Source organism: Rhodococcus sp. LB1, from assembly GCF_001583455.1.
GTDB classification, from domain to species: Bacteria; Actinomycetota; Actinomycetes; order Mycobacteriales; family Mycobacteriaceae; genus Rhodococcus_F; species Rhodococcus_F opacus.
Genome location: NZ_LTCZ01000334.1, coordinates 222,113 through 241,076, shown reverse-complemented (window position 1 = coordinate 241,076; position 18,964 = coordinate 222,113). Strand labels below are relative to the sequence as shown.

General features: G+C 67.9%; 13 protein-coding genes. All 13 read left to right on the top strand.

The window, feature by feature from the left end; genetic code table 11:
• Positions 1 to 298: 298 nt before the first annotated feature.
• The 13 genes from AZG88_RS34155 to AZG88_RS34095 all read left to right on the top strand — a co-directional run bounded on the left by AZG88_RS34155 (position 299) and on the right by AZG88_RS34095 (position 18,959).
• Positions 299 to 967 (top strand): hypothetical protein, encoded by a 669-nt coding sequence (locus tag AZG88_RS34155; protein ID WP_231914290.1) that lies wholly within the window; start codon positions 299 to 301, stop codon positions 965 to 967.
• Positions 964 to 3,090, top strand: coding sequence for an Rv1355c family protein (locus AZG88_RS34150; protein WP_061041505.1), 2,127 nt, complete (start codon positions 964 to 966; stop codon positions 3,088 to 3,090). The genes AZG88_RS34155 and AZG88_RS34150 overlap by 4 nt, the downstream gene beginning before the upstream one ends.
• 14 nt (positions 3,091 to 3,104) lie before the next feature.
• Positions 3,105 to 4,949, top strand: a complete 1,845-nt coding sequence (locus AZG88_RS34145) for a putative bifunctional diguanylate cyclase/phosphodiesterase (protein WP_061041504.1) — start codon at positions 3,105 to 3,107, stop codon at positions 4,947 to 4,949.
• A gap of 374 nt (positions 4,950 to 5,323) precedes the next feature.
• Positions 5,324 to 6,682: a sugar transferase gene (locus AZG88_RS34140; RefSeq protein WP_231914289.1), complete on the top strand. Its 1,359-nt coding sequence runs from the start codon at positions 5,324 to 5,326 to the stop codon at positions 6,680 to 6,682.
• Positions 6,683 to 6,931: 249 nt separating this feature from the next.
• Positions 6,932 to 7,369, top strand: a complete 438-nt coding sequence (gene acpS / locus AZG88_RS34135; protein WP_061700341.1) for a holo-ACP synthase — start codon at positions 6,932 to 6,934, stop codon at positions 7,367 to 7,369.
• Positions 7,366 to 7,608: an acyl carrier protein gene (locus tag AZG88_RS34130; RefSeq protein WP_005238830.1), complete on the top strand. Its 243-nt coding sequence runs from the start codon at positions 7,366 to 7,368 to the stop codon at positions 7,606 to 7,608. The genes acpS and AZG88_RS34130 overlap by 4 nt, the downstream gene beginning before the upstream one ends.
• Positions 7,605 to 8,813: an acyl-CoA dehydrogenase family protein gene (locus AZG88_RS34125; RefSeq protein WP_061041502.1), complete on the top strand. Its 1,209-nt coding sequence runs from the start codon at positions 7,605 to 7,607 to the stop codon at positions 8,811 to 8,813. The genes AZG88_RS34130 and AZG88_RS34125 overlap by 4 nt, the downstream gene beginning before the upstream one ends.
• The gene (locus AZG88_RS34120; RefSeq protein ID WP_025432139.1) at positions 8,810 to 9,760 is read left to right on the top strand and encodes an amino acid--[acyl-carrier-protein] ligase; all 951 of its coding nucleotides are present in this window, start codon (positions 8,810 to 8,812) and stop codon (positions 9,758 to 9,760) included. Before AZG88_RS34125 ends, AZG88_RS34120 begins: the two co-directional genes overlap by 4 nt.
• On the top strand, positions 9,757 to 10,722 hold the full coding sequence (locus AZG88_RS34115; RefSeq protein ID WP_061700323.1) for a DUF1839 family protein: 966 nt from the start codon (positions 9,757 to 9,759) through the stop codon (positions 10,720 to 10,722). Before AZG88_RS34120 ends, AZG88_RS34115 begins: the two co-directional genes overlap by 4 nt.
• A gap of 32 nt (positions 10,723 to 10,754) precedes the next feature.
• On the top strand, positions 10,755 to 13,187 hold the full coding sequence (locus AZG88_RS34110; protein WP_231914288.1) for a glycosyl hydrolase: 2,433 nt from the start codon (positions 10,755 to 10,757) through the stop codon (positions 13,185 to 13,187).
• A gap of 119 nt (positions 13,188 to 13,306) precedes the next feature.
• The gene (mfd, locus tag AZG88_RS34105; protein WP_005238834.1) at positions 13,307 to 16,954 is read left to right on the top strand and encodes a transcription-repair coupling factor; all 3,648 of its coding nucleotides are present in this window, start codon (positions 13,307 to 13,309) and stop codon (positions 16,952 to 16,954) included.
• 3 nt (positions 16,955 to 16,957) lie between these two features.
• A complete protein-coding gene (locus AZG88_RS34100) occupies positions 16,958 to 17,824 on the top strand; it encodes a MazG family protein (protein WP_061700321.1) in 867 nt (288 codons plus the stop codon).
• 289 nt (positions 17,825 to 18,113) lie between these two features.
• Positions 18,114 to 18,959 carry a glycosyltransferase family 2 protein gene (locus AZG88_RS34095; RefSeq protein ID WP_005238836.1) on the top strand — a complete coding sequence of 282 codons (846 nt, stop codon included), beginning with the start codon at positions 18,114 to 18,116 and terminating at the stop codon, positions 18,957 to 18,959.
• Positions 18,960 to 18,964: the final 5 nt, after the last annotated feature.

The window sequence follows — 18,964 nt, the reverse complement described above, 5'->3', positions numbered from 1 at the left end:
GGCGCGTTAAATACCGACCTGAAGTTTGTTTCAGTGCCTATTTTCGGCACCACAGGTGACAAATCCGGAGTAAACGCGGAAAATGAGTAGCCGCGGGGCTGTGACCGGGTGTTCGTGTGTCCAGTTCTTGGGGTCTTAACGTAACCCGTGAGTCCCCGGAATTGCCGCACCAACTCCGATGGGAAAGCCAATGCCTGTTGAACAGCTGTCACGTCCGCAGACCGACGTACGGTCGACCGAGACCATATTCGACCGAACTCTGAGTGTCTGGGATCCCCGGTCGGAGTGTCGCTTCGTCGTGGCCCGGCCCTCCGACGAGCCAGCGCTGTGGGATGCATATCTCGAGGGCGCCGTGACCGGCTATCGCAAGTACGGTGCCGAGAAGGCCCTCGAATACCGCCGGATACAGGATGGCGACACCACTGCAATGTTCGTTGTCGCGATCGAGCCGCAGGGCTCCGTCGCGGCGGGCGTCCGAATCCAGGGACCCTATCTTTCCGCAGATCAGGCGCATGCGATCACGGAATGGGGCACCCATCCCGGAGCTCCCGCCGTCCGCCGGATGATCGAGGACCGGTTGCCGTTCGGCGTGTTGGAGGCGAAGGGCGCGTGGGTGTCGGACAGCGCCGGCAGGCGGGGTGAACTCGTCGGCGCACTGGGCCGATTCGCCACCTATTCGATGGATCTGCTCGACGTCCAGTTCATGCTCGCAACCGCGGCAGCCCACGTTCTGGACACGTGGCGGTCCTCCGGCGGGGTGGTGGCCGACCATATTGCTCCTGTGCCTTACCCCGATGACCGCTACGAGACGCGGCTGATGTGGTGGGATCGGAGTAGGCGCAGGGGCCGCGCCGAATCCATGCAGTTGGCCCAACTGTTACTCACGACGTCCCGCTCGACGCCGTCGGCGGACACAGCGACGGGGACGGGAGGAAACGTCGTCCGGCCGATGCGGAGCGTCTCGTGAACGAATCCCGCGGTGACTACACCGCACTGCTGTTCGACGAGGGCCACTCCGGGGACGCGGCGGTACTCGACCGTCTCCGCCGCGACCCCGCGGTGGTCTTCGTCGATCGACTCGAACAGCAGCGGGACACGCTCCGCACTCTTGTTCCCGCGCCCGATCCCGATGTGCTGGACGAGACGCCGGTGTGGGCGTACTACTCGTGGCGACGCACCGTGGTGCGGTTGCTCGGCCCCGCAGCGTTCCGGCTGCTGCGGCTGGACCGTAATCGGAACAAAGTCACCGCACCGGAGCAGGAACGACTCCGCGACGTGACGGTCGGGATCGTCGGGCTGAGCGTCGGCCACGCGGTTGCGCTGGCCCTCACCCTGGAAGGGGCATGCGGCGGCCTGCGGCTCGCGGACTTCGACACCCTCGAACTGTCCAACCTGAACCGGGTTCCCGGCACCGTTCTGGACCTCGGCGTGAACAAGGCAGTGGTCGCCGCCCGCCGTATCGCGGAGATCGACCCCTACGTCACTGTGACGTTGTGGGAGGACGGTCTCGACGTCGAGTCGGTGGCCGAATTCCTGGACGGCACGGACGTGGTGATCGACGAGTGCGACTCGCTGGACGTCAAGGTGTCCCTGCGGAGGGAGGCCCGTCGCCGGGGTCTGCCGGTGCTGATGGCCACCAGCGACAGGGGCCTGCTGGACGTCGAGCGGTTCGACCTCGAACCGGATCGCCCAATCTTCCACGGAGTGATCGGCGACGTCGACGTGGAGTCACTCGCCGGTCTCGGCGCGCGGGACAAGATTCCGCTCGTCCTTCGGATTCTCGACGCCACACAGTTGTCGGCGACGATGGCGGCGTCGCTGGTGGAGGTGGACGAGACCATCTCGACCTGGCCGCAGCTCGGGGGCGAGGTGTTGCTCGGCGGGGCGGAGGTCGCGGCGGCGGTGCGGCGCATCGTGCTCGGACAGCCGCTGGCGTCGGGTCGGTGCCGCATGGATCTGGACGGGCATCTCGATGCCCTCACCGATCCGCCCAGATCGCACGACCTGCCGGAGGCGCCTGCGGATCGTGCGGCGGCCGCAGCCTCGTCCGATGCCGTCGACGCCGTCGTGAATGCCGCGGCTCGCGCGCCTTCCGGCGGCAACGTTCAGCCGTGGGCGATTGCGGCGGACGAGGAGGGGCTGACCATCTCCCTGGCCCCGACGCACACGACGGCCATGGACGTCGGATACCGCGGCAGTTGTGTCGCGATCGGCGCCGCCTTGCACAACGCCCGGATCGCCGCGTCGGCCGCCGGACTGCTCGGCGCCGTGACAGTCCGCGACGGGGATCTGGGACTTCCCGTCGCCACGATGACGTTCGGCAGCGGAAACGACCGTGAACTCACCGACCGCTACGAGCACATGCTCGACCGGACCACCAACCGCAGGCCGGGCGTGCCCCGGCCGTTGGACGACACGCAGGTAGGGCTTCTCTCGGATGCTGCATCTCGCGAGGGCGCACGCCTCTGCCTGGTGACCGACCGGGACGACATCGCGACGATCGGCGCCATTCTGGCGGAGTCGGATCGCATCCGATTCCTCACTCCTACCCTGCATCGCGAGATGATCGGCGAGTTGCGGTGGCCGCTCCTTGATTCGGTCGAGACCGGCATCGACGTTCGCGCACTGGAACTCGACTCGGCGGAACTGTCGACCCTTGCGCTGTTGCGGAGACCCGACGTCATGGAACGGTTGGGCGCACAGGACGCGGGACAGGCGCTGGGCAAGTCCACTGCGGACCGCGTCGCGTCGAGCTCGGCGATCGCCGCCGTCGCGATCCCGGGCAGCACCCTGCGGGACTATGTGCGCGGCGGCCAAGCGACCGAATGCGTATGGATCTGCGCGCAGGCGCTCGGGCTCGCCGTCCAGCCGATTTCACCGGTATTTCTCTACGGTGTGGAAAGCGCGGAACTCGAACAACTCTCACCACGGTATGCGGCACCATTGGAGAGGCTGCGGAAGGAACTGTTCGACGTCGTCGGAGCGAAGGGAGGTGAAGCGCTCGCCCTGGTGTTACGGCTCAGCCATGCGCCGGGCCCCTCGGTTCGGAGCGAGCGCCTCGCCGATCGGGTTCGTAGGCGGATATCGTAAGGACAGGAGGGCCCGTGAACACCGAGAAGCAAACCGAGAAGCTCGAGACCCTGGTGACAACCGTGGCGTCCCGGCTCACGCCTGTCGATGCGGTCTCGTTCAAGCCCGTGGCCACCCGCGTGTTGCAGGATCTTGTGGAGCATTTCGAGGTCGACACCAGCTTCCTCCGGTTCACCGACCACGACATCGCCGCGACGGTCCTGATCGCGGAATACCCACTCCGGCCCTTCATTCCCGACCCCGACCCGCTCGGCGTCGTCTATTTCAAGGATGCCGACTCGACGTTCGCCCAGATCGAGCACCAGAAGGAAGTGGCCATCTTCCGGCCGGAGGTGTCCGGTCCGGATTACAACGAGCGGGTCCGCGAGGCGTCCGGAGTGCCACAGGTGTCGCTCGCGGCCGTTCCGCTGCTGTCCGGTGAGACGACGACGGGCACGCTCGGATTCATCAAGTTCGGCGACCGCGACTGGACGCCGCCGGAGCTCGACGTCCTCAAGGCCATCGCCGCGCTGCTCGCCCAGGTCCAGGCGCGCATCGTCGTCGAAGAGCAGTTGCGCTACTCGGCCGACCACGATTCCCTCACCGGACTCAGTAACCGGCGCGCGCTCTACCACCACCTGGACACGCGCCTCGCCGAGTCCGAACCCGGGCCGGTCGCCATCCTGTTCCTCGACCTGGACCGGCTGAAGCCTCTCAACGACTTCTTCGGTCACGGAGCCGGCGACGGGTTCATCTCCACGATCGCGGACCGGCTCAGATCGAGCAGCGAGGCCGACGACCTCGTCTCCAGGCTGGGCGGCGACGAATTCGTGCTCGTGCTCGGCGGATCGGTCGGTTTGCAGGAGGCGGAGGCGCGGGCGCAGCGCATCCGCGACGTCGTGACCGAGCGGGTGCGTCTCGGCCGCGAGGTCGTCAGTCGCAGTGTCAGCATCGGCGTCGCGGCGGGATATCCGGGTAAGGCGACCACAAGTTCACTTCTCAGCCAGGCGGACCAGGCCGTCATGGTCGCGAAGACCAAGGGCGGTAATGCGATCAGCGTCTTCACGGACGAGATGCAGGAGGAGAGCGAGAAACGCAACATGATCGAGCTCAGTCTGCGTGCGGCCATCGCGGACGAGTCGCTGTTCCTCGAGTACCAGCCCGAGGTCGACCTGCGGACCGGCCGCATCATCGGGGTGGAGGCCCTGGTGCGGTGGAATCACCCGCTGCTCGGGTTGCTGCAGCCGGCGTCGTTCATCGACGTCGCCGAGGCGACGAATGTGGCGGGGGAGCTCGGGCGCTGGGTGATCCGGAAGGCCTGCCGGCAGTGGGCCGACTGGCGGTCGCAGGTTCCCGAATTGGATCTGGATCTCAGCGTCAACGTCTCGCCGGGGCAGTTGGCCGGTCTGGATTTTCTCGACGTCGTTGCCAGTGCGTTGACGGAATTCGACCTTCGGAAGGGCGCGCTGTGCCTGGAGATCACCGAGAACGCTGTGCTCAGTGACCTGACCTGGACGCGTGAAGCGCTCGAAGGGCTGCACGCGATGGATGTCGAGGTCGCGATCGACGACTTCGGCACCGGGTACAGCTCCCTCAGCCACCTCAAGGCGCTGCCGGTCGGGACGCTGAAGATCGACAAGGGCTTCGTGATGAACCTCGACAGCAATGCGGGGGACCGGGCGATCGTGAAGTCCATCATCGGCCTTGCCGAATCGTTCGGCCTGGAGCTCGTCGCGGAGGGCGTCGAGAACGTCGAGTCGGCCCGGCAACTTCTCGACATGGGTTGCCATCGGGCGCAGGGCTTCCTGTTCAGCCGCCCGGTCTCGGCGGAGAAGATCGGCAAGTTGCTGGTCGCGGGAGCGATCGAGGTCGGGCTGTAGGTCGCCCGTGGCATAACAACCATACCGAAAGTTTGGTTTAATTCATTTTAAATAATGCAAGTCATTTGATTGCGGCTATAACAGACTCGGAGTATGTTTTTTAGTAATCAGTTCCGGGGCTCGATCGGATCGACGCCACGGCGGGTGGGTTCCGAGCATGGGTTTGGCCAATGTGCGAATGTGGAAGCGATGTCGAAGCGCTGAGTGTGTCCGAGAGGACCCAGCTCCTCATTAGATCCGAATGTGCACGTGTCCGAACGGGGGCGGGAGTACCGACGATCCCCGGCCGTGCCCTGCCCGAGCCTCCGCCTCGACGACCGGACTGGGAGCGTTCGTACTTTCGCGCTGCGTTCTGCAGCGATCTCCTCTGTGTCTTGGCTGCGGACCTCTTCGTCACCGTCGCCTATCGCCACCTCTCTCTCGGGTCTCTTGGGGCGTGGCAGGGGGGTCTCGCAGTTGCGGTCGCGGTTCTCGTTCTCTCGATGCTCTCCCTGGCTCTGGCGCATGCATGGGATCCACGCGTTCTCGGCAGCGGTGCCGAGGAAGTGCACAGGGTCGGACGAGCGTATGTGTGGGCCATCGCAGTGATGGCTGTCGCCGGGTACGCGCTCGGCACCTCGAACGGGCACTCGTGGGTGTTCGGCGCTCTTCCGCTCGCGGCCGCACTCTCGGTGCTCGGACGCTATGTGCTGAGGCTGGAACTGCGCAGACGCCGGAGATCGGGGGGCAATCTGCGCTCCGTCCTCGTGGCCGGCGACGTCGCGGAAGTGCTCGAATTGATCAAACGAACGCCTGATATCTCCCAGGCCGGGTGGCGCGTCGACGCTATCTGCCTGGCCGATGTGAGACCGGGTGAAGAGCTTCCGCTTGCAATCGAGGGCATTCCGGTGATCGGGACGGAGAAGGACATCGTCGGAATCGCGAGGCTGCATTCCTTCCAGGCGATTGCGGTTCTCCCCTCGAGCGGCTGGACCCCCACTCGAACCGAGCGGCTCAGCTGGGAACTCGAGGGCACCGGAACCGACCTTCTGATCGCGCCCGTGCTCATGGATGTGGTCGGTCCGCGCCTGCATATAGCGCCTGTCGCGGGAGTTCCGTTGATGCAGTTGAGCGCGCCGACGTATTCGGGCCCGGCATGGGTCATCAAGAATGTTCTCGATCGGATCTTCGCTCTCGTTCTCGTCATCGGCATCGCTCCGGTTCTTCTGATGATCGCCTGTGCAATTCGCGCCAGCAGTCGTGGTCCGGCGTTGTTCAAACAGATCCGCGTCGGGCGGGACGGCGCGCTGTTCACGATGTACAAGTTCCGCAGCATGGTGGTGGGTGCCGAAGGGCGACTTCGTGAGCTCGCGGCGTTCGACGAGGGCGCCGGCGTGATGTTCAAGATTCACGACGATCCCCGGGTCACCCGTGTCGGCAAGTTCATTCGCCGCTACTCGCTCGACGAGCTGCCGCAGTTGTTCAATGTCGTGACGGGCAGCATGTCCTTGGTGGGCCCACGTCCACCGCTGGAGTGCGAGGTGGCGCGATACGGCGACGACGGTGCGCGGCGTCGGCTGTTCGTCAAACCGGGACTCACGGGTCTGTGGCAGGTGAGTGGCCGGAGCAACCTCAGCTGGGAGGAGTCGGTGCGTGCCGACCTGCATTACGTCGAGAACTGGAGCCCCACGCTGGATTTGCTGATCCTGTGGAAGACGACGCGCGCAGTGCTTCGGCCGAACGGCGCCTACTGAGGGTGCGTCGACTCCGAGTCGGCCATTGGGTCGCGGGGATGTGGAGGGCGGTCGTCCCTCCGGGACTTGGAGTCGGCCGTTCCGGCAAGACAACGTTACGGACTCGGGGTATGTTTATGCCCACACCGCAGTACCTCTTGTCTTGAATTGTCGGTGTGCGGTAACTTTTCGAAGGGTTTGCTGGAGAGTCGCTGAGTGCGGCTTCCGGTGCAGAACGTGGGACTGGCGAAGACTGGAGCAGGGGGATCGATGTCTGGTGGTTCTGTCTTGTCGATCCCCGAGTCCCGTATCGGGTGCGACGTGATGACGGTCGGGCATGTGAGAAGCAGTGTCGAGCGGTTCGGTGACCGCTATCTGACGAGAATCTTCACGCCCCACGAATTGGAAACCTGCGAAGGACCTGCGCGGACCCAACGGCTGGCCGCCCGGTTCGCGGCCAAGGAGGCCGTGGTCAAGGTGTTGCGGCCCGGGGACGTCGCCTTGCCGTGGCAGTCCATCGAGATCCGGCGCGAGAGCTGGGGCGGATGCGGAGTGCGCTTGTCCGGCAACGCGTCGGCCCTCGCCGAGCGGCAGGGGCTCGGCGGATTCGACGTGTCGATCTCGCACGAGGCCGACGTCGCGATCGCGATGGTCACCGCGTCCCGGCTCGGCACCCCATCCCATCACCAAGGAGAACGTCACCCATGAGCGAGCAGACCATCCGCAAGGTTCTCGGCGACCACGCCCGGTTGTCCGTCGATGCCGCGAGCATCGCCGTCGGCGCCGATCTCTACGAACTGGGTTTGACGTCGCACGCGAGCGTCAACGTCATGCTGGCGCTGGAGGATTCGTTCGACATCGAGTTTCCCGACGAGCTGCTGCGCAAGAGCACGTTCGCGAGTGTGGATTCCATTCGGGGTGCACTCGTCGAACTCGGAGTGGCATGAGTATCGCCTTCGCGAGCGGCACCGGGATCGAGTCCGCGCAGTCGTGGGGACCGGCGGCGCGAGCCGAGAGGGTCGTGGCCGAGGTGGCCGCGCGCTGGGCCGTCGACGTCGATCGGGACGCACGTTTTCCGCAGGAAGCGATCGACGCGCTCCGGGACCAGCGGTTGCTCTCGTGTGCCGTTCCCGCGGAACTGGGTGGCGAAGGCGCGTCGCTGCGGGAACTGTGCACGATCGCCCGGACCCTCGGGCGTCACTGCGCCGCGACGGCGATGGTGTTCGCGATGCACCAGACCCAGATCCTCTCGCTCGTACGGCATCCGGGTGGCGACGGCGTCTCCGCTTTCCTGCGTGACGCGGTCGCCGGTCGGTACCTGCTGGCATCGGCGACGACGGAACTGGGCATCGGGGGCGACGTCCGGCGCAGCACATGCGCGGTGGAGCAGTCCGGCGGGGTGGTGTCGCTGGTCAAGAATGCCCCCGTGATCTCCTACGGCGAGTACGCCGACGCGATCCTCGCGACCGCGCGGCGCACCCCCGACAGCCCGCCGAGCGACCAGGTGCTCGTCATCTGCCGGCGTGCCGACGTGACGCTCGAGCGCACCGGTGACTGGAACACGCTGGGACTGCGCGGAACCTGCAGCCCCGGTTTCGTGTTGCGTGCCACCACCAGCCCCGACCTCGTCGTCGCCGATCCCTACGCGGAGATCTCGGCGGCGACGATGCTCCCGGTGTCGCATTCGGTGTGGTCGGCCGTGTGGCTCGGCATCGCCGACGCCGCGGTGGAGAAGGCACGCCGGTACGTGCGAGCGGCAGCGCGTAAGCAGCCGGGCGTGGCCTCGCCCGCGGCGTCGCGTCTCGCCGAGGCGGCCGCTGTGCACCAGCAGTTCTCGGACATCGTGTTCGCGGCGGCCCGCCGGTTCGACGACGCCGATGCGGCACCCGCCGGTTCGCCGGAGGCCGAAGTCGCGGGCGGAGTGGGCTATTCGCTGGCGATGAACAACTTGAAGGTGACGGCGTCGACCCTGGTTGTCGACCTCGTCGGCAGGGCCCTGCTGATCTGCGGGATCGCCGGCTACCGGGAAGACACGGAGTACTCGCTCGGCCGGCACCTGCGCGATGCGCACGGGGCGGCCGTCATGGTCAACAACGATCGAATCATGGCCAACTCGGCGCAGATGGCCACGGCATACCGGGGGACGATATGAGCACGGATACAGCAGTGGAGCGGGAAGAGACGAGCGAACTCGAGCGGGCCCGGCGTGCGTTCCGGGCGGAACTGCTGGACGCCGGGCTTCTGGTGGACACGTCGGTTGCCGGCCTCTACGGACGGTCGGGATTGTTCGAGGACATCGTCGACGGCATCGACGCGGTCGTACGGGCAGCAGGGCCGGGCGCGTCCGCGGCCCGATTCCGGTTTCCCCCGGTGTTCCCCCGCACCAGTTTCGAGCGCACCGACTACATCGCGTCGTTCCCCAATCTGACCGGGGCGATCAACACGTTCACCGGCACAAACGCCGAGCACGCCCAACTGCTCGCGGCGCGAGCCGACGGCGAGAGCTGGGACAGGTGGCTCGAACCGGCCGACACCATGCTGGTGTCGGCGGCGTGCCACCCCGCGTACCCGATGTTCACGGGGGTGTTGCCGGACGGCGGTGCGCTGCTCGACGTGTACGGCTACTGCTTCCGGCACGAGCCGGCGTTCGATCCCGCCCGCATGCAGGCGTTCCGGATGCACGAGTTCGTGCGGATCGGCACGGCGGACCAGGCCGCGACGCACCGTGATTCGTGGATCGAGCGCGGGCTCGAGGTGCTGTCCGACCTGTGGCTGGACGCCACGCCGGTGGTCGCGAACGACCCGTTCTTCGGCAGGGTCGGACGCATGCTCGCCGCCAACCAGCGCGAGGAGAACCTCAAGACCGAGCTCACGGTGCGCCTGTACGGCGATCTCGACGAGGGGACCGCCGTCGTCTCGTGCAACTGTCATCAGGACCACTTCGGTGTCACGTTCGACATCGCCACCGCAGACGGCGGCGTCGCCCACAGTGCGTGCGTGGGATTCGGAATGGAACGCATCGCGCTCGCGATGCTGCGGACCCACGGCATCGACCCGTCGCGCTGGCCGAGTGCGGTGAAATCCCGGATGTCGCTGTGACGTCCCGGTTGATCGAGATCTCGCCGGACGGATACGAACCGCACACCATCCACTCCGGCGAGCGGACGTGGACCGAGACCAACTGCTACCTCGACCTGTGGGTGGAGGTACTCCACTCGCTCGGGCTCGATCCGGTGCCCGCCGCCGCGTGCGCGTTCGGGGCCCGGTTCGACGGATCGCAGTGGACATTCCTGAAGTTCAAGCCGGAGGATCTGTTCGCGCTGTACGGGATCGACGTGGGGGAGATGAACGTCTGGCGCCGGGTCCTCGACCACGTCGAGGACAATCTCGCGGCGGGAATGCTGTCGACCGTCGAGGTGGATGCGCACTGGCTCCCGGACACCGTGGGCACCGGTTACCGCGAGGGTCACACCAAGACGACGATCGTCGCGAACTACATCGACCGGGAGGCCGGTGTGCTCGAGTATTTCCACAACAGCGGGTATCACCGGCTGGCCGGTGACGACTTTCGCGGGTTGTTCGGGCTCGACGTCGCCGGATCGGCGACCTTCACCCCCTACGTGGAGCAGGTCCGGTTCGACGGGGACCCGGGGTACCGGCCGGCGCGCTTCGAGGCGGTACTGCGCCATCATCTCGCCACCCGACCGGACGGGAATCCGGTGCGCGATCTCGGTGAGCGGGTGGTCGCCGACGTGCCCTGGATCCGCGACGCGGGCATCGACACCTTTCACCTGTGGACGTTCGGGGTGTTGCGGCAGTGCGGTGCCACCGCGGAATTGGCCGCCGACGTCTGCGAGTACCTCGAGCGCAACGGGTTCGCGGGGGCGGCGGCGTTCGCGCCGGGCTTCCGGGCGGTGGCGCAGGGCGCGAAGAGTGTGCAGTTCCAGATGGCTCGGGCCGCTCGCGGACGCAGTGTCGACCCGTCGGCTCAACTCGACGGCATGGCCGAGGCGTGGGAACGGTCGGTGGACGGCGTGGCGCGAGTGGTCGGACGCGAGTAGTGGATCTTCTCACCGGTGCTCGGTGGCGGTGTGTGGCAACGGAACCGGGATCGGTCACCGATCCCTCGGGACTGGCTCGTGTGCCGGGTCCGTGGTACCACGCGCAGGTGCCGGGCACCGCGGCAGGCGCGATCCGGGCGATCGACGGCGCTGCGGCGGCCGCGGCGAAGACCGATGCGGTGGACTGGTGGTTCGTCACCGACGTGTGCGGCGACGGACCGGGGCCGTGGCGTCTCGAGTTCGACGGCCTCGCCTCGCATGCGGAGGTGTGGGCCGGTGACGACCTCGTCCTGTCGTCGGAGTCGATGTTCGTGCCGGCCGCGGTCGAACTCGCTTCCCGCCCCGGCACGGTCACGCTGGCGATCCGTTTTCCGTCGCTCGATGCCGCGCTGCGCCGCCGACGGCCACGCGGACGCTGGCGGTCGTCGCTGGTGAGCGCGCAGGGACTGCGCTGGATTCGCACGAGCCTGCTCGGTCGCGCCCCGGTCTTCGGCGGTGTGCCGGCCCCGGTGGGTCCGTGGCGGGCGGCGCGTCTGCACGACGGCGCAGCCCCTGTCCTGTCGGACCGTCACGTGGTCACCACCGTGGAGGGCGGCGCGGGCGTACTGGACCTCGCCGTGCGCGTGCACCGCTCGGCCGCGCCGGCGCCTGTCGTGCGGCTCGGCGACCTCACCGTGGACGGGACAATCGTGGACTCCGGGCCCGGCGCGCAGGAGGTCCGCGCTCACCTGCGCGTCCCCGACGTCCGGTTGTGGTGGCCCCACACCCACGGCATCCCCGTGACGTATCCGCTGAGCGTCGTCCTGGGGGAGCACGTCGTCGACCTGGGTGCGGTCGGATTCCGCACCGTGTGCGCGGCGCGCGGTGACGGCGGATTCCGGCTGTCGGTCAACGGCGTCGACGTGTACTGCCGCGGCGCCGTCTGGACGCCGGTGGATCCGGTCGGGCTGGGCGGCCGGGATCAGACGCGGGCCACTCTCGAGCGGGTGGTCGGGGCCGGCCTGAACATGGTCCGCGTGCCGGGCACGGCGGTGTACGAGGACGCCGCATTCTGGGACGACTGTGCCGAACTCGGTGTCATGGTGTGGCAGGACGCCATGCTGTCGACGTTCGACCCGCCCGACGACCAGCCGTTCCTGGACCTGCTGACCGCGGAGGTCGAGGCGGTGCTGCGGCCGCTGTCCGGTAACCCCGCGCTCACCGTGTTCAGCGGAGGCAGCGAGACCGAACAGCAACCGGCAATGCTCGGACTCGCGGTGCCGCACATGACGGCGGTGCACGACGTGATCCCGGCGGTGGTCGGTAGGACGGCGCCGGGGGTGGTGCCGGTGTCGTCGTCACCGACCTCGCCGCCGGGCAGCGATGCGCTCGCGACCCACGTGGGGACGGGTATCGCGCACTACTTCGGTGTCGGGGGCTACCGGCTTCCGCCGTCCGACGTCCGTCAGGCCCGGGTGCGGTTCGCCGCCGAATGCCTCGCATTCTCGATCCCCCCGTCGGATGCGGCGATCGAGGCCGAGTTCGGCAGCCTCGCGGCGGCCGGCCACCATCCACGGTGGAAGGCGGCCGTGCCGCGGGACAACGGCGCGTCCTGGGACTTCGAGGACGTCCGCGATCACTACGTGCGGACGCTGTTCGGCGAGGAACCGTCGACGGTCCGCTGGAGCGACCCCGAGCGGTACCTCGCCCTCGGTCGGGCCGCCGTCTGCGAGGTGTTCGCGGCGACTCTCGGTTTCTGGCGACGGCCCGATTCGGGATGCGACGGCGCCCTGGTGCTCGCGCTCCGCGACCTCGAACCCGGCGCCGGGTGGGGGCTGCTCGACTCCGACGGCAGGCCCAAGGCGCCGTGGTTCGTGATGCGGCGGATGTCGCTGCCGGTCGCCGTCCTCCTCGCCGAGGACGGACTGGACGGACTGCGGATCGACGCGCTCAACGACTCCGACCACACGGTCGTGGGGGAGTTGCGGGTGCAGGTGCACACCCGCACGGGTGCCCGGGCGTTCGACGTCACCGAACCGGTGACCCTCGCCGGGCACGCGGCCCGCCGGTGGTCGCTCGACACGGTGCTCGGGCGTTTCACCGACGCGACACACGTCCACCGTTTCGGCCCCCGCGGGTACGAGAGCGTGACCGTCACCCTGTCGAGCGAGGACGGTGTCGTCGCCGAGTCCGTGCACCTCGTCGGCGGACCTGCCCGGGCCCTCGAACGCACCGTCGGCCTGACGGCGGTGGCGCGGCAGGCGGCGCCCGGGGACTGGGTCGTCGACGTCGGAACCGACGGCGCCGCCCAGTACGTCCACCTCGAACTCCGCGGCTTCGAACCGGCGGACTCCTGGTTCCACCTGCCGCCCGGCGGAGCGCGAATCGTGCCGGTGCGCAGGACCGGGACAGCGGACGCGGTGACCGGGCACGTGCGGGCGCTGAACTCGGTGGCCGTCACACCGGTCGTGCAGGTCTGCACCTGATACGGACCCCGGTCCGTCCGTGTGCGATATCGACTAGGCTGGCTCAGTCCGCAACTGGCCGCTCGTCCCGGCCCGAGCTGTTCGCCGGCAGTTCGTCATCACTGCTCAGGAGTGCGTCGTTGTCTTCCCCGCTCATCGCTGCCGAGCCCTCGTCCGACACCCCGCTCGCCGGTCTGGCGAAGATCGCGCTGGGCGACGCAGTCATCGCGCAGGTGACCGAGGCGCTCGGGCGGCATCACCTCGACATCGTCGCGCCCGCACCCGCCCGGCCGTTCGTGGCCGCGGCTCTCGCCGAGCGCACCCATCTGCTGCTGGTCACCGCGACCGGTCGCGAGGCCGACGACCTCACCGCCGAACTGCAGGAGATGATCGGCGACGCCGTGGCGCAGTTCCCGTCGTGGGAGACGCTGCCGCACGAACGGCTGTCGCCGAGCGCCGACACGGTCGGTCGCCGCGTGGAGGTGCTCCGCAGACTCGCGCGCCCGGACGACCGCTCGTACGGGGCTCCGCTCCAGGTCATCGTCACCACCGTCCGTTCGCTGGTGCAACCCATGGCCCCCGGTCTCGGTGAGATCGAACCGGTCACGCTGCGCGTGGGTGTCGAGCACGACTTCGACGGGCTGATCCAGCGGCTCGTCGAAATGGCGTACACGCGCGTCGACATGGTGGGCAAGCGCGGCGAGTTCGCCGTCCGCGGCGGCATCCTGGACCTGTTCTCACCCACCGCGGATCATCCCGTGCGCGTCGAATTCTGGGGCGACGAGGTCACCGAGTTGCGCGCGTTCTCCGTCGCGGATCAGAGGTCGCTGCCCGAACTCGACATCGACGCCGTGATCGCCCCGCCGTGCCGCGAACTGCTCCTCACCGAGGACGTCCGCGACCGCGCCGCGCAGCTCGCGGTCGACAACCAGGCCGACGCCGCGCTCGTCGAGATGCTCGACAAGATGTCGGCCGGCATCCCGGTGGAGGGCATGGAGGCACTGCTGCCCGTGCTGCGGCCGGGGCAACTCCAGTTGCTCACCGACGTGCTGCCCGAGAGCGCGCACGTGCTGCTGTGCGATCCGGAGAAGATCCGGACGCGCGCCACCGACCTGGTGCGCACCGGTCAGGAGTTCCTCGAGGCGTCGTGGACGGCGGCCTCGATCGGCGGCGCCGTCCCGCTCGACACCTCGGTGCTGAAGGGCGACGGCATCGACCTCGGCGCCTCCGCCTACCGCTCGCTCAGTCAGGTCCGGGAATCCGCGGAGACCACGGGTCTGCCGTGGTGGACGCTGAGCCCGCTCGCGTCCGGCAACGGCGAGGAACTGGAGCTGGCGGTCACGCCGGCACCCCAGGTCCGCGGTTCCGACGACCTGCTGTCGGAACTGTTCGTGAGCCTGCGCGCCCACGTCACCACCGGCGGGCGGGCCGTCATCGTGGTCGCGGGCGCCGGCACCGCGCATCGCGTGCTCGAGCGTCTTCGCGAGGCCGAGGTACCCGCGGCGGAACTCGCGCCCGGTACCGAGCCCCCGCGGGGCCAGGTCGGGGTGCTGCGCGGTTCGCTCCACGACGGCCTGGTCTTCCCCGGCGACGCCTCCACCGCCGGACTCGTCATCGTCACGGAGGCCGACCTCACCGGCAACCGGGTGGCCGCGGTCGGCGACGGCAAGAGGCTGCCGGCGAAGCGCCGCAACCAGGTGGACCCGCTCGCTCTGACCGCCGGGGACATGGTGGTGCACGACCAGCACGGCATCGGACGATTCGTCGAGATGGTCGAACGCACCATCGGCGGCGCGCGGCGCGAGTACCTCGTGATCGAGTACGCCGCCAGCAAGCGCGGACACCCGGGCGACCGTCTGTTCGTCCCGATGGAGTCGCTCGACCAGCTGTCGCGGTACGTGGGCGGCGAGCTGCCCGCGCTGAGCAAGCTCGGCGGTTCCGACTGGGCCAACACCAAACGCAAGGCGCGCAAGGCGGTTCGTGAGATCGCCGGTGAACTCGTCCAGCTGTACGCGGCGCGGCAGGCCGCACCCGGTCATGCGTTCGGCCCGGACACCCCGTGGCAGAAGGAGATGGAGGACGCCTTCGCGTTCACCGAGACCCACGACCAGCTGACGGTCATCAGCGAGGTCAAGGCCGACATGGAGAAGGCGGTCCCGATGGACCGCGTCGTCATCGGCGACGTCGGCTACGGCAAGACCGAGATCGCGGTGCGGGCGGCGTTCAAGGCCGTGCAGGACGGCAAGCAGGTGGCGGTCCTGGTGCCGACGACCCTCCTCGCTCAGCAGCACCTGCAGACGTTCACCGAGCGCATGGCGGCGTTCCCGGTGACGGTGCGCGGGCTCTCCCGCTTCACGGATGCGGGGGACTCCAAGGAGATCATCGCCGGCATGGCGGACGGCGAGATCGACGTCGTGGTCGGCACGCACCGGCTGCTGCAGACCGGGATCCGGTGGAAGGACCTGGGCCTCGTCATCGTCGACGAGGAACAGCGCTTCGGTGTGGAACACAAGGAGCACATCAAGGCGCTGCGCACCCACGTGGACGTTCTCACGATGTCGGCCACGCCGATCCCGCGAACGCTGGAGATGAGCATGGCGGGCATCCGCGAGATGTCCACGATCCTCACACCGCCGGAGGAGCGGCACCCCATCCTCACCTATGTCGGCGCGTACGCAGACAAGCAGGTCGCCGCGGCCATCCGACGGGAACTGCTCCGCGACGGGCAGGTGTTCTACGTCCACAACCGGGTCAGCTCGATCGACAAGTCGGCCCAGCGTATCCGCGACCTCGTCCCCGAGGCGCGGGTCGTGGTGGCGCACGGCCAGATGAACGAGGACACGCTCGAGCGGACCGTGCAGGGCTTCTGGGAACGCGACTACGACGTGCTGGTGTGCACCACGATCATCGAGACGGGTCTCGACATCTCCAACGCCAACACGCTCATCGTCGAACGCGCCGATTCCCTCGGCCTGTCGCAGCTGCACCAGTTGCGCGGTCGTGTCGGGCGTAGCCGGGAACGCGGCTACGCGTACTTCCTGTACCCGCCGGAGAAGCCGCTCACGGAGACGGCCTACGACCGCCTCGCGACCATTTCGCAGAACTCCGATCTCGGTGCCGGCATGGCGGTCGCGATGAAGGACCTCGAGATCCGCGGCGCCGGAAACGTGCTGGGCGCCGAGCAGTCCGGTCACGTCGCGGGTGTCGGGTTCGACCTGTACGTGCGGCTGGTGGGGGAGGCGGTCGAGGCGTTCCGGGCGGCCGCCGACGGCAAGCCGATCACGACGGAGGACGCCCCGAAGGAGGTCCGTATCGACCTGCCCGTCGACGCGCACATCCCTCCCGATTACGTCACCAGCGACCGTCTCCGGCTCGAGGGATACCGCAAGCTCGCGGCGGCCACCGAACTCGACGGCATCACGGCCGTGGTCGACGAACTCGTCGACCGGTACGGACCGCTCCCCGAGGAGGTCCGCCGACTGGTTTCGGTGGCCAAGCTGCGCCTGCTGGCCCGCGAGTACGGACTCGAGGAAATCGCCGTGGTCGGGACGCAGCTGAAGATCGCGCCGATGGCCCTGCCCGACTCGAAGCAGTTGCGTCTCAAGCGGATCTACCCGAGCGCGCAGTACCGTGCCACCACCGGGATGGTGCAGCTGCCGCTGCCCCGGGCAGGTTCCGGCGGAATCGGCGCGGAGCGGGTGCGGGACGTGGAGTTGCTGCAGTACATCGCCGATTTCGTGCTCGCGCTGGACGGCAAGGCTGCCGGGTCCGTGGTGATGGAGGCCTGACCGATGACGGTGGTCCTGCTCGACCCGTTGCGGCCCACGACGATCCCGATGCAGGCGGTCGGGGTGGTCGGTGACGGAGTGGAGTTCACCGACGAGGTACCCGAAGCCGTGCGGACGTTGCTGACCGAAGCACCCGGGGCCGCCGTCCTGGTCAGTACCGATCCCGACCATCCGGCCGTGCGCGAGTGGGTCGCGTCGGGGTCCCGGGTCATCGCGGCACCGAAGGTCCCGGGCGACAACCTCGTCGAGGCAGCCGAGGTGATGGACCGATTGTGGAGTTACGGCGGCTGGGAAGTGACGCAGACGCACCGCACCCTGTCGCACTACCTCGTCGAGGAGACGTACGAGGTGCTCGACGCGATCGAGTCGTCCGAACCCGGCGATCTCCGGGAAGAACTCGGAGACCTGCTGCTGCAGGTCCTGTTCCATTCGCGCATCGCGTCGGCGTCGGGCAATTTCGACATCGACGACGTGGCCGCGACCCTGGTGGCCAAGCTCGTGCACCGCAGTCCCCACCTCGGGGAAGACGTCGTCGGGCCGATCGACATCGCGGAGCAGGAACGGGCATGGGAGATCAGGAAGGCGGCGGAGAAGGCGCGGAGTTCGTGCCTCGACGGCGTCGCGATGAGTCAGCCCGCGGCGTCCCTCGCGGCGAAGGTGATCGCCCGCGCGAGCAAGGCCGGCCTGCCGCCCGAACTCGTGCCCGTCGAGCTCGAGTCCGGTCTGGTAGCTGAGGCGGAGGCCGAGACGAGACTCCGGGCGGCGACGCACGCGTTCATCACCCGGATCCGGGTAGCCGAGAATGCGGCGCGTGCACAGGGGAAGTCCTCGCTCGGAGCAGCGGACTGGACGGGTCACTGGCCGTCGTGAGGGCGGCCGTTCCACGCGATCGTTTCGGTTTGCCGAAATGTAACTGAGTTTTAAATCACTTCGCGTTAACTGGTGCGCACGAAACAAACTTGAGATAGGTTTACCCCTGCAAAGAAGACCGATGGTCGAAAACATTGAAGTTTTCTGAACTGCGGGGGTTCGAACGGTCTCTGCTTCCTTTGCACGCTGCACGTGGTGAGGACATCACTCCAGACAAGGGGTGGTCAGTGCTCGCATGGGACGACTGTGATGCTGCCGGGCCATTCGCCCGACGAGGAAAGACGGACAAATGAGCCTGTACACGCCTGATCGCCTGGAACCCTCCGACGGTACCGACGTCGTGGGCGTCGACCAACGCAATGGCGAAGACAACGGTCGCAACGACGGGGACGGGTCGCAGCGGCCGACGGTCACGGTCGTCGTGCCTGCCATGAACGAAGCCAAGAATCTCCCGCACGTTGCCGCGCGGATGCCGGCCGACATCGACGAGATCGTCTTCGTCGACGGACATTCCGTCGACGACACGGTCGAGGTGGCCAAGAGTCTGTGGCCTGACGCCACGGTCGTGACGCAGAGCCGAAAGGGCAAGGGCAATGCCTTGGCCTGCGGTTTCCTCGCCTCCACGTCGGACATCATCGTGATGATCGACGCCGACGGATCCACCGACCCGGCCGAGATCCCGCTGTTCGTCGGGGCTCTCGTGGCAGGCGCGGACTTCGCGAAGGGAACCCGATTCGCCGCCGGCGGAGGAAGCTCGGACATCACGTTCAGCAGAAAGCTCGGCAACAAGGCGTTGAACGCCATCGTCAACCTCAAGTTCGGGGCCTCGTTCAGCGATTTGTGCTACGGCTACAACGCATTCTGGCGCCACCACGTCCCGGTGATGGCATTGCCGTCCGTCGATGCGGCCGAGGCGCAGTGGGGCGACGGCTTCGAGATCGAGACACTCATCAACGTGCGGGTCGCCAACGCGGGCCTGAAGATCACCGAGGTGCCGAGTTTCGAACAGGACCGCATCCACGGCGAGAGCAATCTCAACGCGGTACGTGACGGGCTCCGGGTGCTGCGCACCATCAGGAGCGAGCAACGCACCTCCGCACCTGACGTGTTCCCGGCCCCCGTCTCGCGAGGCTGAGCAAC

Coding starts and splice junctions, on each gene's coding strand:
- AZG88_RS34095 (WP_005238836.1), top strand. CDS start 18,114: ATGAGCCTGTACACGCCTGATCGCCTGGAACCCTCCGACGGTACCGAC.
- AZG88_RS34120 (WP_025432139.1), top strand. CDS start 8,810: ATGAGCACGGATACAGCAGTGGAGCGGGAAGAGACGAGCGAACTCGAG.
- AZG88_RS34130 (WP_005238830.1), top strand. CDS start 7,366: ATGAGCGAGCAGACCATCCGCAAGGTTCTCGGCGACCACGCCCGGTTG.
- AZG88_RS34100 (WP_061700321.1), top strand. CDS start 16,958: ATGACGGTGGTCCTGCTCGACCCGTTGCGGCCCACGACGATCCCGATG.
- AZG88_RS34125 (WP_061041502.1), top strand. CDS start 7,605: ATGAGTATCGCCTTCGCGAGCGGCACCGGGATCGAGTCCGCGCAGTCG.
- acpS (WP_061700341.1), top strand. CDS start 6,932: ATGTCTGGTGGTTCTGTCTTGTCGATCCCCGAGTCCCGTATCGGGTGC.